Origin of the sequence: Herbaspirillum sp. VT-16-41 (assembly GCF_001994935.1) — a bacterium.
GTDB classification, from domain to species: Bacteria; Pseudomonadota; Gammaproteobacteria; order Burkholderiales; family Burkholderiaceae_D; genus Herbaspirillum; species Herbaspirillum frisingense.
The window spans coordinates 17862-34585 of record NZ_MUXB01000099.1; the positions used below are offsets into that span (position 1 = coordinate 17862).

A 16724-nucleotide genomic window follows, 5' to 3' on the forward strand; every position below is an offset into this window, starting at 1 on the left:
CACCCGGACGCGATTGATCACGCCCGGTGCGACAAAGCCAGCGCAATCAGGCCGTCAAACCCGCCGCATCCAACTGCCGGCGCACGGCTTCACGCAGTTGCGGCAGCAAGGCGCGACGCGCGGCAAGGCTGGCGACATCGGCCGGCCGGCGTGGCTCGGCCCATACCGGACTGGGGAAATGACGATCATCGAGGAAGCGCGGAATCACATGCCAGTGCACGTGCGGGGTCATGTTGCCCAGCGTGGCCAGGTTGACCTTCTCGGGTTGCATGACTTCGCGCTGCGCCGCTTCCACCGCCCAGACGGCGTTGGCCATGCGCGTGCGCTGGGCCGGTGCCAGGTCGGTCATTTCCTTGACGTGGGTGTTGCAGATCACGCGGCAAAAGCCGGGGTAATCCGGCTCATCGACCAGCACCACCCGGAACTCCGGATGGCGCCACAGCACTTCGCCGCCGTCACCGGCGCACAGTTCGCATGCAGGGGTCTGGCTCATCATGGGCTCCCGTGCTTACACCAGGATGCGTTCGATGCCGCCATTGTTGGCGCGCTCGACGTATTCGGGCATCCAGTTCTCGCCCAGCAGGTGACGCGCCATCTCGACCACGATGTAGTCGGCAGTGGTGCCGGCATCCTCGTTGTAGCGCGACAGGCCCTGGAAGCAGGACGGGCAGGAGGTCAGGATCTTGACGTCGCCGGTGAAACCATCGGCGCGCACCTTGTCGCTGCCCTTCTTCATTTCCTCTTCCTTGCGGAAGCGGACCTGGGTCGAGACATCCGGACGCGACACGCCGAAGGTACCCGACTCGCCGCAGCAGCGGTCGTTCTTCTCGATCTTCTGCGCATCCACCGTGGTGATGAGCGAGTTGACCGTCTTCAGCGGGTCCTGCAGCTTCATCGGGGTGTGGCAGGGATCGTGGTACATGTAGCGTGTACCGGTCACGCCTTCCAGCTTGACGCCCTTTTCCAGCAGGTATTCGTGGATGTCGATGATGCGGCAGCCGGGGAAGATCTTCTCGAATTCATAGCCCTGCAACTGGTCGTAGCAGGTACCGCAGGAGACCACAACGGTCTTGATGTCGAGGTAGTTCAGCGTGTTGGCCATGCGATGGAACAGCACGCGGTTGTCGGTGATGATCTTCTCGCCCTTGGCGAAGTCGCCGGTACCGCGTTGCGGATAGCCGCAGCACAGGTAGCCCGGCGGCAGCACCGTCTGCACGCCCACGTTCCACAGCATCGCCTGGGTAGCCAGGCCGACCTGCGAGAACAGGCGCTCCGAGCCGCAGCCGGGGAAGTAGAACACCGCCTCGGTATCGGCCGTGGTGGTCTTGGGATTGCGGATGATGGGGACGATCTTGTCGTCCTCGATATCCAGCAAGGCACGCGCGGTCTTCTTGGGCAGGTTGCCCGGCATCTTCTTGTTGATGAAGTGGATCACCTGTTCCTTGATCGGCGCCTTGCCGACCGTGGCTGCAGGTTTCTGGGTCTGCTTCTTGGCCAGCTTCTTCAACAGGTCATTGCCCAGGCGCTGCGCCTTGAAGCCCCACTGCGTCATCACCTTGCGGGTTGCGTTGATGGTGGCCGGGTCGGTGGCGTTCAGGAAGAACATGGCCGCATTGGTGCCGGCATTGAAGGACTTCTTGCCCATCTTGCGCAGCAGGTTGCGCATGTTCATCGAAACGTCGCCGAAGTCGATATCGACCGGGCAAGGCGTGACGCACTTGTGGCAGACCGTGCAGTGGTCGGCCACATCCTCGAACTCTTCCCAATGCTTGATGGAGACACCGCGACGGGTCTGCTCTTCATAGAGGAAGGCTTCCACCAGCAGCGAGGTCGCCAGGATCTTGTTGCGCGGCGAGTACAGCAGGTTGGCGCGCGGTACGTGGGTCGAGCAGACCGGCTTGCACTTGCCGCAGCGCAGGCAGTCCTTGACGCTGCTGGCAATGGCGCCGATGTCGCTCTGCTGCATGATCAGCGATTCATGCCCCATCAGGCCGAAGGACGGCGTATAGGCATTGCGCAGGTCGGCTTCCATGCCGGGCAGGTCCAGCAGCTTGCCCTTGTTGAAGCGACCTTCCGGATCCACGCGCTTCTTGTAGTCACGGAATTCGCCGATCTCGTCCTCGGTCAGGAATTCCAGCTTGGTGATGCCGATGCCGTGCTCACCCGAGATGACGCCATCCAGCGAACGCGCCAGCTTCATGATGCGGGCCACGGCGACGTGGGCATCCTGCAGCATTTCGTAGTGGTCGGAATTGACCGGGATGTTGGTGTGCACGTTGCCATCGCCTGCGTGCATGTGCAGCGCCACAAAGACGCGGCCACGCAGCACGCGCTTGTGGATGGCCTGGCATTCTTCCAGGATCAGCTTGAAGGCTGCGCCCGAGAAGATCTGGCGCAGCTGCGCGCGCACTTCCTGCTTCCAGGAGATGCGCACGGTGCGGTCCTGCACGACGTGGAAGACGGCGGCGCCGGGCTGGTCGAGCAGGCGTTGCTCAAAGACCGGCAGCATCTTCTCCAGGCCCAGTGCGGCCAGTTCGGCCTTGGCCTCGGTCAGCGGCTTGTCCAGGTTGGCCAGCAGATAGGACCAGCGTGCGTGGGTCTGCTCCAGCAGGGTTTCAGCCTGGTGGACGCGGTCTTCCAGCATTTCGGCGGCGGGGATGTCATCACCCTCGGCGTCATCGCTCTTGCCCAGCGGCAGGTTGCCCTTGACGAAGAAGCTGTCCAGTTCGGCCAGCAGTTGCAGCTTGTTCTTGATCGACAGTTCGATGTTGATGCGCTCGATGCCGTCGGTGTACTCACCCATGCGGTTCAGCGGGATCACCACGTCTTCGTTGATCTTGAAGGCGTTGGTGTGCTTGGCGATGGCGGCGGTGCGCGAACGGTCCAGCCAGAATTTCTTGCGCGCTTCCGGGCTGACGGCGACAAAGCCCTCACCCACGCGGTTGTTGGCCATGCGGATCACTTCCGAAGCGGCAGCGGCCACGGCGTTTTCGTCGTCACCGACGATGTCGCCGATCAGCACCATCTTGGGCAGCACGCCGCGCTTGGACTTGGTGGCATAGCCAACCGCGCGCAGGTAGCGCTCGTCCAGGTGTTCCAGGCCGGCCAGGATGGCGCCGCCCTTCTTGGTCTCGGCGTCGAGGTAATCCTTGATCTCGACGATCGAGGGAATCGCATCGCGCGCCTGGCCGAAGAACTCCAGGCAGACCGTGCGGGTCTGCTTGGGCATCTTGTGCAGGATCCAGCGGGCCGAGGTGATCAGGCCGTCGCAACCTTCCTTCTGCACGCCGGGCAGGCCCGAGAGGAACTTGTCGGTGACGTCCTTGCCCAGGCCTTCCTTGCGGAATTTCTTGCCGGAGATTTCCAGGATCTCGGTCTTGAAGACTTCGGTCTTCTGGCCCTTTTCGCCGGGGTGCGACCATTCCAGCTTGAAGCGCGCCACTTCGACGTCGTGGATCTTGCCCAGGTTGTGGTCCAGACGGGTCACTTCCAGCCAGTCACCTTGCGGATCGACCATGCGCCAGCTGGCCAGGTTATCAAGGGCGGTACCCCACAGCACGGCCTTCTTGCCGCCGGCATTCATGGCGACATTGCCGCCGATGCAGGAAGCTTCGGCCGAGGTCGGGTCGACGGCGAAGACGAAACCGGCTTTTTCGGCCGCATCCGAGACGCGCTTGGTGACCACGCCGGCACCCGAGTAGATGGTGGCGTAGGGCTTGTCCAGGCCGGGCAGGATTTCCATCTCGACCGCGCCCAGCTGTTCCAGCTTTTCGGTATTGATGACGGCCGACAGCGGCGTCAGCGGAATGGCGCCGCCGGTATAGCCGGTGCCGCCGCCACGCGGGATGATGGTCAGGCCCAGTTCGATACAGGCCTTGACCAGGCCGGCCATCTCGTCTTCGGTGTCCGGGGTCAGCACCACGAAGGGGTACTCGACGCGCCAGTCGGTGGCGTCGGTGACGTGGGATACGCGCGAGAGGCCGTCGAACTTGATGTTGTCCTTGGCCGTATAGCGGCCCAGCACCTTGTTGGCGCGCTTGCGCAAATCATAGGTCTGGCGGAATTCCTCGGCGAAATCGGCGATGGCCTTCTTGGCCGCCTTCAGCAAGGCTTCCACGCTGGCGCTGCGGCGCTGGGCCTCGGCGTCGCCGGCTTCGGCCAGATCGGTGGCCAGGCGGCGCTTGTCCACTTCGTTCAGGCGATGGTTGAGTGCCTCGATCAGCGCGGCGCGACGCTTGGGATTGTCCAGCAGGTCGTCCTGCAGGTAGGGATTGCGGCGGACCACCCAGATATCACCCAGGACTTCATACAGCATGCGCGCCGAGCGACCGGTCTGGCGCTTGCCGCGCAGCTCGTCCAGCAGGGACCAGGACGCTTCGCCCAACAACCGGATCACGATCTCGCGATCTGAGAAGGAGGTGTAGTTGTAGGGGATTTCGCGCAAGCGCGGAGGCGTGGCGCCGTGCGGCGCGTCTGTAAGCAAGGCCTGGATCTGTGCGGGGGCGTTCATCTATGTATGAGGTCAATCTGCTGCCGGAGGAGCATTTTAGCCTATTGGCAAAACTCGCGACGGGATGGGCCGGTTTTGGGGAGCGACCGGACGACGTTTGCAGGGGCGGCCTGGCGGTGGAAAAGGCAATAGCCAGGCTCAATTGAATTTATAAATACAATCAATTTCAGTAAATCAATTGAATAAATCTATACTTCGTTCAGACCTCAGGTGAACATTCCTGAACCAATACCAGCGAGGAGGCTCCCATGTTTCAAGCACTGATGACGGAATTCCTGGAAAACCTGGCCATTACCCTGGCCGACTATGCCCAATGCAAGGCGTGAGGAAGCGATCATGAACACAATGAACACCGCGACAACCTTCAGTGACACCGGCATTTACCTGAAGCTCAAGACACGCCACCTGGCGGTACTGGGCGTGACGGCCACCTTCCTGGCCATCCGCGTGGTGGAAGGCCTGCTGCCTGCATTGAGCGCCTGAGTTGACCGCGTGAGCGCTTGCTCCGGCCAGCCAGACGGCACCTTCGGGTGCCGTTTTCATTTGCGTGAGCGCTGGCCTATCGATCCAGGGCCCGGATCACGCCAGCCAGCTCCCCAGCTTGTGCCAGAAGCCGTCCGGCACATTCAACAGCAGCCAGGTCATCAGTACATAGCGGATGAACTTGCCGATGGCCATGTACACCACCGAGGGCCAGAACGGCAGGCGCAGCCAGCCGGCCAGGGTACAGATGGGGTCGCCGATACCAGGCAGCCAGGCCAGCAGCATGGTCTTGGCGCCAAACCTCTCCAGCCAGTGGAACCAGCGCGAGGAACGCTCCTTGGCAAAAGCCTGCTTGGCGCCATAGCCCATCCAGTAGTCGACGATGCCGCCCAGGGTATTGCCCAGCGTGGCCACCAGGATCACCGGCCAGAACATCTCCGGACTGGCCTTGATGACGGCGAACACCGCCGGTTCCGAGCCCAGAGGCAGCAGGGTGGCGGAGATGAAGCTGATCAGGAAGACCGACGTCAGGCCGACCGTGGGGATAGCGAGGATATTGAGCAGCCAGAGGACGGCGGATTCGATCATGCAGGCGGAGGGTAGATTGAAGGCTGGCCGCGGCCAGGGGGGAATATGTTGCGAAACTTGCCATCCATCAAGCCCGGTCGAATGGCGCAGCGTGCATTCTAGCTGGTGCCATCGGGGCTGAATTCAAGAACTGAACAAAGATTCACCCCCATCCGGAACTTGTCCCCCGGCTTGCCGGTGCCCTGCCCTGCGCCGGTGGGCTCCTTTATAATGTCCAGTTCCCCTGGACCGGAGCGGCTACCGCTCTCCGCGCCCAGGAGGAATCCCGACCGGCTTACCGAGCCGCTTTTTCCCTTTGCCTGATTGCGATATGACCGCGCCTGAACCCGCTGCTGCTCGCCTGACCTCACTTCACTGAAGACCGACATGAGTAACGATTATCTGAAAAAAATCCTGACTGCCCGCGTCTATGACGTCGCCCAAGAAACCCCGCTGGAACTGGCGAACACGCTGTCGCAAAGGATTGATAATCGAATTTACTTCAAGCGCGAAGACATGCAGAGCGTGTTCAGCTTCAAGCTGCGCGGCGCCTACAACAAGATGGCCCACCTGACCCCGGCGCAACTCAAGCGCGGCGTCATCTGCGCCTCCGCCGGCAACCACGCCCAGGGCGTGGCACTGTCGGCCGCCCGACTGGGCTGCCGCGCCGTGATCGTGATGCCCACCACCACCCCGCAGGTCAAGATCGACGCCGTCAAGGCGCGCGGCGGCGAAGTGGTGCTCTTCGGCGACTCCTTCACGGACGCCTATGAACACGCGCTGACGCTGGAAAAGAAGCAGAAACTGACCTTCGTGCATCCCTTCGACGATCCGTATGTGATCGCCGGGCAGGGGACGGTGGGTATGGAAATCCTGCGCCAGCACCCGGACCCGATCCACGCCATCTTCGTGGCCATCGGCGGTGGCGGCCTGATCGCCGGTGTGGCCTCCTACGTCAAGGCAGTGCGCCCGGACATCAAGATCATCGGCGTGCAGACCACCGACTCCGACGCCATGGCCCGCAGCCTCAAGGCCGGTCGCCGCGTGGCCCTGCCGGACGTGGGCCTGTTCTCGGACGGTACGGCCGTCAAGCTGGTCGGTGAAGAAACCTTCCGCATCGCCAAGGAACTGGTGGACGAGATCATCATCGTCGATACCGATGCTGTCTGTACCGCCATCAAGGACATCTTCCAGGACACCCGCAGCATCGTGGAGCCGGCCGGTGCACTGGCCGTGGCCGGCGCCAAGGCCTACGTAGAGCGCGCGCGCGCCAGCAAGAAGCCGATCAAGGGCGAGTCGCTCATCACCATCGCCTGCGGCGCCAACATGAACTTCGACCGCCTGCGCTTCGTGGCCGAGATGGCCGATGCCGGCGAGGCCCGCGAAGCCGTCTTTGCCGTCACCATCCCGGAAGAGCGCGGCAGCTTCCGCCGCTTCTGCGAGACCGTCGGCCCGCGCAACGTGACCGAGTTCAACTACCGCATCAGCGATGACAAGGCGGCGCACGTCTTCGTCGGCATCCAGGTCTCGGCCGCCGACGAGGCCGGCAAGATCGCCCGCAACTTCGAGAAGGCCGGCTTCGGCGTGCTGGACCTGACCCATGATGAACTGGCCAAGGTCCACATTCGTCACCTGGTGGGCGGCAAAAGTGAACTTGCCGGTGACGAACTGCTGTATCGCTTCGAATTCCCGGAGCGCCCGGGCGCGCTGATGAAATTCCTCTCCAGCATGAACCCGGGCTGGAACATCAGCCTGTTCCACTACCGCAACCAGGGTGGCGATGTCGGCCGCATCCTGATCGGCTTGCAGGTACCCAAGAAGGAGATGAAGGAGTTCCGCGCCTTCCTGGCGCAACTGGGCTATCGTCACTGGGACGAAACCAGGAACCCGCTGTACAAGCTGTTCCTCGGCTAGCACCGCTGGCCGCGTCCCACCCGGGCGCGGCCACGGCAATACCGAACGTCATCGCCAGCCCAGGCTGGCATCGCAGGAGCCTCACCATGAACCACACCACCCCGCCCGCCTCGACCGTCGCCACCACCGGCCATTCGCCGGAAAGCTCGCCCCTGGGCAAGAGCTCGGAATACCCCACCCATTACGATCCAACCCTGCTGTTCCCCATCCCGCGCGCGCCCAAGCGCGCCGAATTGCAGATCAGCGGCACCCTGCCCTTCTTCGGCGTCGATATCTGGACCGCCTACGAAATCTCCTGGCTGAACCTGCGCGGCAAGCCGCAGATCGCCATCGCCACCTTCATGGTGCCGGCCGATTCGCCCAACATCATCGAATCGAAGTCCTTCAAGCTGTACCTGAATTCGTTCAACCAGGAGCGCCTGGAAAGTGCCGACCAACTGGTGGAAAAGCTGCGCACCGACCTCTCTGCTGCCGCGGGCGCGGGGGTGCAGGTGATGCTGACCGAATCGTCGCAGTTCGGCCAGTTGCAGTTCGGCGAACTGGCCGGCCTGTCGCTGGATCGCCTGGATGTGGAAATCGAACCCGCCAGCGGCGGCGCCCATCCCGACGGCAGCCAACTGCGCGCCAACCACGAGGAAGCCCTGGTCGAGGAAACCCTGGTCTCGCACCTGCTCAAGTCCAATTGCCCGGTGACCAGCCAGCCGGACTGGGGCAGCGTACAGATCCACTATGTGGGCGCGCCGATCGACCAGGAACGGCTGCTGAAATACATCATCGGATTCCGCGAGCACAACGAATTCCACGAGCAATGCGTGGAACGCATCTTCAGCGACATCCTGCGCTACTGCAAACCGCAGAAGCTGGCCGTCTATGCACGCTACACGCGACGCGGCGGCCTGGACATCAATCCCTGGCGCAGCAACTTCTCCAGCGCCAAACCGCCCTCGCAATTGCGTAACGCCCGTCAATAAGGCGGCGCTACTGGACCCGCCCGTCGGGTGCCAGTTGTAAAAACAACGTCAGTAAATTGTTACCGGATCTTGCCATGCAGGCACTTGCCTCCTTTAAGGGACAGGCGGCATGACCAAGATTTGGTAACATTTTCCGTTTTACAACAATGCAGATGAAGGGATATTTTTTCCTTCATGTCTGTCCACTCTTATGTGCATGAGCTTGCCAATCAGGCAGCGCCTTCGCACACCCGATCTTTCTTCAACCCCGTGCTACCACGTTCCAGCTCCGCGCCCCGGAGTCATGGGACTTCTGCTTTACGTCCACAATAACGATGACAACCACCACCCCACTGCGGCCTGCGACCGCTTCTGAACTTCGCGCTGCGCCTGCCCGTCGCACGCTGTGTCGCGCCGCCTTTGTCGCGGCTGCCACCCTCGCGCTGGCACCGGCGGCCCACGCCGAAGACAACCAGTACAGCCTGTGGCAACAGACCAAGGATCACGCCGCCCACATCTGGGATCAGGGCGACAGCGCCATCTACCTGTCCGGCGTGGCCCACCACGGCCGCAGCACCTATACCCCGCAGAAGCTGGATGAGCTCAATGAACACGCCTGGGGCCTGGGCTACGGCAAGACCCTGCGCAACGAAAGCGGCAATGATGAGTCCCTGTATGGATTCGTGATCAAGGACTCGCACCGCCATCCGCAATACATGGCGGGGTATGCCTATGAATGGGTGTTTCCGATTGCCAAGACCGGCCTGGAAGTGGGCCTGGGCGGCACCGCCATGCTCATGAGCCGGCAGGATTACTTCCACAGCGTTCCCTTCCCGGTACCGTTGCCGCTGGCCTCCATCGGCACCCAGAAGGGCAAGATCATGTTTGCCTACGTGCCGCGCCTGTCCTCCAACAAGAACAACGGCGACGTGCTGCTGATCTTCGGCCGTATCGAGATGTAATTCGAGATGTCATTCGAGATGTCATTGCCGGTGATGCGATGACCGATGAGCGGGGCGGTGATGGATAAATCACCAACCCTCATCGGCACTGGGGTCGGCAAAAATATTTCCACCTATCTCTACAAAAGTCGTACCTTGGGGCAAATCCGCTCTATCCGCCCGAAATCACCTGCTGTTCGGCGCTTTCAAAGCGTTCCTCCGGGTCCAAAGAGGCCTATAATCCTGCTCAAAGCTTCAGCCCGTGGCAATTCCTTGAGCGTCATGACTAATCTCGCAAAAATCCTGTCTCCAGAAAATGTGGTTCTGGATCTGGAAGTCTCCAGCAAAAAAAGAGCCTTCGAACAAGCCGGCCTGACTTTCGAAAACAACAGCGGCATCGCCCGCTCCACCGTTTCCGAAAACCTGTTTGCCCGTGAGCGTCTCGGTTCCACCGGACTGGGTCACGGCGTGGCCGTGCCGCACGGGCGTATCAAGGGCCTGAAGGCGCCGCTGGCGCTGTTCATGCGGCTGGCCGCACCGATCCCCTTCGAATCGCCCGACGGCCAGCCGGTCAAGCTGCTGATCTTCCTGCTCATACCTGACAACGTGACGCAACAGCACCTTGAAATCCTCTCGGAAATCGCCGAGATGTTTTCCGACGACGCGTTCCGCAACGAGCTCGCCGTCGAGACCGACCCTGCCGTGGTGCATGCACGCATCGTGACCTGGCAGACCTCGATGGAGAAGGCCGGCTGATCAACCCGGCCGCTCCCGCTCGCCGCCCACCCGCCAGCAGACCAGACCGGATCTACATGCCCACTTATTCCGCGTTGTCGATACAGCAGCTTTACGAAGAAAACCGTGAATCCCTGCAATTGGGCTGGTTTGCCGGCTTCCCCGGCGGCGAACGCCTCATTTCCGGCGACGCCGTTTCGGCCTCCGACCAGGTGGGCCACCTGAACCTGATCCACCCGGGCCGCCTGCAGGTCTTCGGCCATCAGGAAATCGAATACTACAATCGCCTCTCCAACACCTCGCGCGCCTACCAGACCGCCGAGCTGGTGGCCGGCGAACCGCCGGCTTTCATCATCGCGCAGGGTCTCTCGACGCCGCCCGATCTGCTGGCGGTATGCGACGAAAAGAATATCCCGCTGTTCTCCACCCCGCTGCCGGCGGCGCAGGTGATCGACTACCTGCGGGTGTACCTGTCCAAGAAACTGGCACAGCAGATCACCATGCACGGCGTATTCATGGACGTGCTGGGCGTGGGTGTGCTGATCACCGGCGAATCCGGCCTGGGCAAGAGCGAGCTGGGGCTGGAACTGATTTCGCGCAGCCATGGCCTGGTGGCCGACGATGCCGTGGAGTTTGCCCGCATCGCGCCCAACATGATCGAAGGGCGCTGCCCGCCGTTGCTGCAGAACCTGCTCGAAGTGCGCGGACTGGGGCTGCTGGACATCAAGGCGATCTTCGGCGAGACCGCCGTGCGTCGCAAGATGCGCCTGAAGCTCATCGTGCACCTGGTCCGCCGCAGCACGCTGGAAGAAAACTACGAACGCCTGCCGCTGGATGCGCAGTATGAAGAAGTGCTGGGCCTGCCGATCCGCAAGGTGGTCATTCCCGTGGCGGCCGGCCGCAACATCGCGGTGCTGCTGGAAGCCGCCGTGCGCAATACCATCCTGCAGTTGCGCGGCATCGATACCCTCAAGGAATTCATCGAACGCCAGCGCCGGGCAATGAACGGCGAATAGGCAGCGCGACGACGACGCACCAGCACCAGCACCAGCACCAGCCCGCCAGCAAGCCTTTCCCGCCGCTCGGGAAACGCCATCCCCTCCCACGAATCGACGCCCCATGCGTTATGATTGCCGCCATGAGAATCGTTCTGATCACCGGCATCTCCGGCTCCGGCAAATCGGTGGCACTCCATGTGCTGGAAGACGCCGGCTATTTCTGCGTCGACAATCTTCCACCCTCGTTGCTGTGCGACCTGGTGCAAACCCGCATCAAGGAAGGCGCCAGCATGCTGGCCGTGGCCACCGATGCGCGCAGCGCCGATTCCCTGGCCACCCTGCGCACCGACATCGAGACCCTGCGCGCCGATGGACATGACGTCAAGGTCTTCTTCCTGACCGCCTCTGACGATACGCTCATCACCCGCTTCTCCGAAACCCGCCGCAGCCATCCGCTGTCGCACCGGCTGCTGCCCGGCCGCAATCCGGCCGACCGCCTCACGCTCACCGAATGCATTGCGCTGGAAAAGGAAATGCTGGGCGACATGCAGGACATCGGCCTGGTCATGGATACCTCGCAGCTGAGCTCCAACAAGCTGCGTCGCTGGATCAAGGAACTGGTGGACCTGGAACGCTCGCCGCTGACGCTGCAGATCGAATCCTTCGGCTTCAAGCACGGCCTGCCGCTGGACGCCGATCTGGTGTTCGACGTGCGCATGCTGCCCAATCCCCACTACGATGCCGAATTGCGTCCACTGACCGGACGCGATGCACCGGTCATCGAATTCCTGGCGGCCTATCCCGAGGTGGCCGACATGTTCAACGACATCCGTGGCTTCGTGGAGAAATGGCTGCCGGCCTTCAAGGATGACAACCGCAGCTACCTCACCGTGGCCATCGGCTGCACCGGCGGTCAGCACCGCTCGGTCTATCTGGTCGAATTGCTGGCCAGCCACTTCCGCGCCACCGAGCAGGTGGTGAGCCGGCACCGCCAGTTGAACTGATCGCCCGGGCCGGCGCCGCCGGCTACACCACCGAGAGCAGGTCCCGCGTCCCCAGCACGCCCAGCAACAGCTTCTTGACCGGCGCCGGCAACGGCGCATCGGCCAGCCTGTGGGCCGGATACCAGAGCAGGCCGCGCTCGGCGATGGCCTGGCTGCGACTGCTCAGCGCCACCTGGAAGGGCGCCACGTGCAGCTTGAAGTGGGTAAAGACATGCGAGAACGGCTGCAGCTTGCGGCAACCTTCCAGCTCGCCGTAGGGCGCCACCAGGGCGCGCACGGCGGTATCAAAGCGTGCCGCATCGGCCACGCCGATCTCCGGCAGCGACAGCAGGCCGCCCCAGATGCCACTGTCGGGCCGCTGTTCCAGCAGGACATCCTCACCATGGGTGATGACCAACATCACGGTTTCCTTTTCAGGAACCGCCTTCCTGGGCTTGCTCACCGGCAGTTCCGCCACCCGGTCCTGGGCCAGGGCCACGCAGCGCCCGGCCAGCGGGCAGCGCTCGCAGGCGGGCTTGCCGCGCACGCACAGGGTGGCGCCGAGGTCCATCAGGCCCTGGGTATAGGATTCGATATCCTGTTGCGGCAGGAGCGCCACGGCACGCAACCAGAGCTTGTCTTCGACCGGCTTGGCGCCAGGATAGCCATCGACCCCGAACACCCGCGCAAAGACGCGCTTGACGTTGCCATCCAGGATGGCGGCGCGGCGGCCATAGGAAAAGGCCGCAATCGCCGCCGCCGTGGAACGGCCGATGCCGGGCAGGTCGGCCAGCAGTTCGGGATCCTCCGGAAAGCGTCCACCGTATTCGGCCACCACGCGCTGCGCGCACTTGTGCAGGTTGCGCGCACGAGTGTAGTAGCCCAGCCCGCTCCAGAGCGCCATCACATCCTCCGACGGAGCTGCGGCCAGCGAGAAGACATCCGGGCAGCGCTCCAGGAAGCGCTGGTAATACGGGATCACGGCCGCCACCTGGGTCTGCTGCAGCATGATTTCCGAGAGCCAGACGCGATAGGCGTCGCGGGTGTTCTGCCAGGGCAGCTTGTGGCGACCGTGCTGTTTCTGCCACGCGATCACCTGAGCCGAGAAGGAGGAATCTTCATATTCCGACACATCACCGGCAGCAGCCTTGCCCCGTGATTCGACAATACCCTTCATTTCTGGCAACTCACGCAATAAAAAGTGGAACGCTGCCCCTGCTTGATCTGGCGGATCGGCGTGGCGCAGATGCGGCAGGCCTCGCCGGTGCGGTTATAGACGAAGTAACTCTGCTGGAAATAACCCGACTGGCCATTGACGGCAATGAAGTCGCGCAGCGTGCTGCCGCCCTGCTCGATGGCCGCGGCCAGCGTTTCACGGATGGCCTCGGCCAGGCGCTCGTAGCGCGCCAGGCTGATCTTGTAGGCCGGCGTCTTGGGATTGATGCGCGCCTTGAACAGGCTCTCGGACGCGTAGATATTGCCCACCCCCACCACGATGTCGCCGGCCAGCAATACCTGCTTGATCGGCGCGCTGCGGCCACGGGTCTGCTTGAACAGCTCGCGGGCGCTGAACTTGTCTTCCAGCGGCTCCAGCCCCAGGCTGCGCAGCAGCAGGTGTTCCTCGACGGCGCCATCGGCGATGTCATGCCAGAGAATCGCGCCGAAGCGGCGCGGATCGGTCATGCGCATGACCTGGCCGCCCACTTCCAGATCGAAATGATCATGCTTTTGCGGCGCGATGCCCGGCGGCAGGATGCGCAGGTGACCGGACATGCCCAGGTGCACGATCAGGGTGCCATGGTCGAAATGGATCAGCAGGTACTTGCCGCGACGTCCGGTACGCCGGATCACCCGCCCCGCCAGCAGGCCCTGCAAGCCCGTCGGGAACGGCCAGCGCAGGCCGGTGTGACGCAGGACGACGCCGCTGACGGTCTGGCCTTCGAGATAGGGCGCGACCCCGCGACGGGTGACTTCGACTTCTGGTAATTCTGGCATCGGCTGGCGGATAAGGGAGGACGGGCGTGAAGCTGCATATGATAATGCAGATGCCGAAAACAAGACCTGAAGCCGCAGGTGCAACCTGCGCAGGGAAGCTTGTCAAAGATGGATTACACTGCGCTGTCAGCAAAGCCACGTTTGTTGCGCGTAAAATCGAAACTCTCCGAATCGTCAGGATGAAATCTTGAAAAAAACCATCGCTCTCCTCACCAGTTCCCTGCTGCTGACTGCCTGCGCAAGCCTGCAACAGCCCGGCGACAAGGCGGATGCCCAGGCGGCCCAGGACCAGAAGAGCGCGTCGGCCAAGTCGGCCGCCAATCGCAAGAAAGCCCCCAAGGCCAAGGTCCAGCCGCAGGAAGACACCCTGCCTGCGCTGGAGCTGAGCGAGGACATCCTTTACAAAGTGCTGACAGCCGAGATCGCCTTCCAGCGTGGTCAATGGCAGTCGGCCTACGTGACCATGCTGGCGGCCGCGCAGCAGACACGCGACCCGCGCCTGGCCAAGCGTGCTGCCGAGATGGCGGTAGCGGCGCGCCAGGCGGGCGAAGCACTGGTGGCAGTGCGCCTGTGGACCGAACTGGCACCGCACTCCGATGAAGCCCTGCAGAACTACCTGGGCCTGATCATGCTCTCGGACAGCGTCGATGAAATCGAACCGCTGCTGACCCAGCGCCTGGCCGATGCCGCGCCCCAGGCGCGTGGCCCGATGATCCTGCAGATCCAGCGCCTGCTCTCGCGGGCCAAGGACAAGCAGGCCAGCTTCACCATCCTGCAGAACATCACCAAGCCCTATGGCGACCTGATGGAAACCCACCTGGCCCTGGCCCAGGGCGCCTTCAGCATCGGCGACGGCGCCCAGGCCCAGCGCGAGGCGCGCGCGGCCCTGAAGATCAAGCCGGACTCCGAACTGGCCGTGCTGACCGCCGCCCAGGTGGCTTCCGACAACAAGGACGCCACCAAGCTGGTGACCGACTTCCTGCGCAAGTATCCCGATGCGCGCGAAGTGCGCGTGGCCTACGCCCGCAGCCTGGTGGAACAGAAGGATTACAAGCAGGCCCGCAGCCAGTTCGAGACGCTGTTGAAGGAAGACGGCGAAGACGCCACTACCCTCTTCGCGCTGGGCGTGCTGTCAGCCCAGACCGACCAGTTGAAGGATGCCGAATACTATCTGCAGCGCTACCTGCAGGTGCTCTCGGCCCAGCCAGAAGATGATCGCGACCCCAGCCAGGCGCTCCTACTGCTCTCGCGCATCGCCGAGGAACGGCGCGATCTGGATTCGGCGCTGCGCTATCTCGACCAGGCTGAACCGGGCAGCGAAGGCTACGTCAACATCCAGGTCCGCCGCGCCCAGCTGCTGGCACGCAAGGCCGACATCGAAGGCGCCCGCAAGGCGCTGGAACAGGCCCAATCCGAATCGGCCAATGATGGTGAGCAACTGCAACTGCTGCTGGCCGAATCAAGCCTGCTGCGCGACGCCAACCGCAACCAGGAAGCCGCCGACGTGCTCAAGGGCGGTCTGGAACGCTTCCCCAACAATACCGACCTGCTCTACGACTATTCCATGGTCCTGGAAAAGCTGGGCAAGTACGACGAGATGGAAAAGTCCCTGCGTCGCGTGATGCAACTGGCCCCCGGCAACCAGCATGCCTACAACGCGCTGGGCTATTCGCTGGCCGATCGCAATGTACGCCTGCCGGAAGCGCTGGAGCTGATCCAGAAGGCCGCCGACCTGGCCCCGGAAGATGCCTTCATCGCCGACAGTCTGGGCTGGGTGCTGTTCCGCATGGGTCGCGCAGAACAAGCCGAAACGCAGATGCGTCGCGCCTATGGACTGCGTCCGGATGTCGAGATCGGTGTCCACCTGGGCGAAGTGCTCTGGACCAACGGCAAGCAGGATGAGGCGCGCAAGGTATGGCGTGAGGCTGCGCTGAAGGAACCCAACAATGAAGTCCTGAAAAGCACGCTGGCGCGGCTCAATGTGAAGTTATGAGTCGCTTGCGTTCCTATCATGGCTTCCTGAAGGCGGCACCTTTCTGTCTTGCCATCCTGCTGGCCGGCTGTGCCACCGTACCGCAGGACAGCGTGGCGCCCAACGCCAGCGCGCCGGCCTACCAGTCCAGCATCGAGATCGATGGCCGCATCTCGGTCCAGTACGAGCAGGACCAACGCCCGCAGTCTCTGCACGGCAGCTTCTTCTGGAAGCAGACCCCGCAGGAACTGAACCTGGAAATGTTCTCGCCCCTGGGCCAGACGGTCGCCACCATCAACGTCAAGCCCGGCATCGCCACCCTGGTGCAATCCGGGCGAGCACCGCAGGTGGCGCCCGATGTGGATGAACTGGCCGCGCAATCGCTGGGATGGCCGCTGCCGGTGTCGGGCATGCGCCAGTGGCTGCAAGGCAGCGGCATCGACGCCAGCGGCAAGCCCTTCACCGCCCGCGCCGGCACGGAAGCAGCCAGCTTCGACACACGCGATGGCTGGCGCATCACCTACGCCAACTGGGAGACCGATGCCGCCAGCGGCCAGGCCCGCCCCAAGCGCATCGACATGACCCGCAGCACCGCCCAGGCCGGCAAGGTCGCCATCCGCATCGCCATCGATGGCTGGAAAAAGCCCTGAACGCGCTGCCCTGAGACCACCTGTCT

General features: G+C 63.0%; 14 protein-coding genes. 9 read left to right on the forward strand and 5 right to left on the reverse strand.

Translation table 11 applies throughout. The features are described 5' to 3' along the window. Positions 1–46 precede the first annotated feature (46 nt). Positions 47–493, reverse strand: a complete 447-nt coding sequence (locus BTM36_RS08555) for an HIT family protein (RefSeq protein ID WP_077235936.1) — start codon at positions 491–493, stop codon at positions 47–49. 15 nt (positions 494–508) lie between these two features. Then, positions 509–4510, reverse strand: a complete 4002-nt coding sequence (locus BTM36_RS08560; protein ID WP_077235937.1) for an FAD/FMN-binding oxidoreductase — start codon at positions 4508–4510, stop codon at positions 509–511. A gap of 336 nt (positions 4511–4846) precedes the next feature. On the opposite strand from BTM36_RS08560, the gene BTM36_RS28305 reads away from it, so the two are divergent. Then, complete coding sequence (locus BTM36_RS28305) at positions 4847–4993, forward strand: hypothetical protein (protein ID WP_168189761.1); 147 nt, start codon at positions 4847–4849, stop codon at positions 4991–4993. Positions 4994–5089: 96 nt separating this feature from the next. Here the strand turns inward: BTM36_RS28305 and BTM36_RS08565 are convergent, their stop codons facing one another. Then, entirely contained in the window at positions 5090–5581 is a 492-nt protein-coding gene (locus BTM36_RS08565; protein ID WP_006465114.1) for a YqaA family protein, read from the reverse strand. Between the two features lie 354 nt (positions 5582–5935). Between BTM36_RS08565 and ilvA the strand changes: the two genes are divergently transcribed. The 6 genes from ilvA to rapZ all read left to right on the forward strand — a co-directional run bounded on the left by ilvA (position 5936) and on the right by rapZ (position 12102). Next, complete coding sequence (gene ilvA / locus BTM36_RS08575; protein ID WP_256385239.1) at positions 5936–7474, forward strand: threonine ammonia-lyase, biosynthetic; 1539 nt, start codon at positions 5936–5938, stop codon at positions 7472–7474. Between the two features lie 86 nt (positions 7475–7560). After that, positions 7561–8445 carry an NADPH-dependent 7-cyano-7-deazaguanine reductase QueF gene (gene queF / locus BTM36_RS08580; RefSeq protein WP_077235939.1) on the forward strand — a complete coding sequence of 295 codons (885 nt, stop codon included), beginning with the start codon at positions 7561–7563 and terminating at the stop codon, positions 8443–8445. A 314-nt stretch (positions 8446–8759) separates the two neighbouring features. Next, entirely contained in the window at positions 8760–9386 is a 627-nt protein-coding gene (locus BTM36_RS08585; RefSeq protein WP_077235940.1) for a hypothetical protein, read from the forward strand. 261 nt (positions 9387–9647) lie between these two features. Beyond that, positions 9648–10121 (forward strand): PTS sugar transporter subunit IIA, encoded by a 474-nt coding sequence (locus BTM36_RS08590; protein WP_077235941.1) that lies wholly within the window; start codon positions 9648–9650, stop codon positions 10119–10121. 56 nt (positions 10122–10177) lie between these two features. Continuing rightward, positions 10178–11116 carry an HPr(Ser) kinase/phosphatase gene (gene hprK, locus BTM36_RS08595; protein ID WP_006465120.1) on the forward strand — a complete coding sequence of 313 codons (939 nt, stop codon included), beginning with the start codon at positions 10178–10180 and terminating at the stop codon, positions 11114–11116. Between the two features lie 122 nt (positions 11117–11238). Then, positions 11239–12102 (forward strand): RNase adapter RapZ, encoded by an 864-nt coding sequence (gene rapZ / locus BTM36_RS08600; protein ID WP_168189763.1) that lies wholly within the window; start codon positions 11239–11241, stop codon positions 12100–12102. Between the two features lie 22 nt (positions 12103–12124). On the opposite strand, the gene mutY is transcribed toward rapZ, so the two are convergent. Both mutY and mutM read right to left on the reverse strand, forming a co-directional pair. Continuing rightward, positions 12125–13258, reverse strand: coding sequence for an A/G-specific adenine glycosylase (mutY, locus tag BTM36_RS08605; protein ID WP_077235943.1), 1134 nt, complete (start codon positions 13256–13258; stop codon positions 12125–12127). Then, entirely contained in the window at positions 13255–14076 is an 822-nt protein-coding gene (mutM, locus tag BTM36_RS08610) for a bifunctional DNA-formamidopyrimidine glycosylase/DNA-(apurinic or apyrimidinic site) lyase (protein ID WP_077235944.1), read from the reverse strand. The genes mutY and mutM overlap by 4 nt, the downstream gene beginning before the upstream one ends. 187 nt (positions 14077–14263) lie before the next feature. Here mutM and BTM36_RS08615 point away from each other — a divergent pair, with 187 nt between their 5' ends. Together BTM36_RS08615 and lolB are read left to right on the forward strand one after the other, a co-directional pair. Further along, positions 14264–16069: a tetratricopeptide repeat protein gene (locus BTM36_RS08615; RefSeq protein ID WP_006465124.1), complete on the forward strand. Its 1806-nt coding sequence runs from the start codon at positions 14264–14266 to the stop codon at positions 16067–16069. After that, positions 16066–16698: a lipoprotein insertase outer membrane protein LolB gene (gene lolB / locus BTM36_RS08620; RefSeq protein ID WP_077235945.1), complete on the forward strand. Its 633-nt coding sequence runs from the start codon at positions 16066–16068 to the stop codon at positions 16696–16698. Before BTM36_RS08615 ends, lolB begins: the two co-directional genes overlap by 4 nt. Positions 16699–16724: the final 26 nt, after the last annotated feature.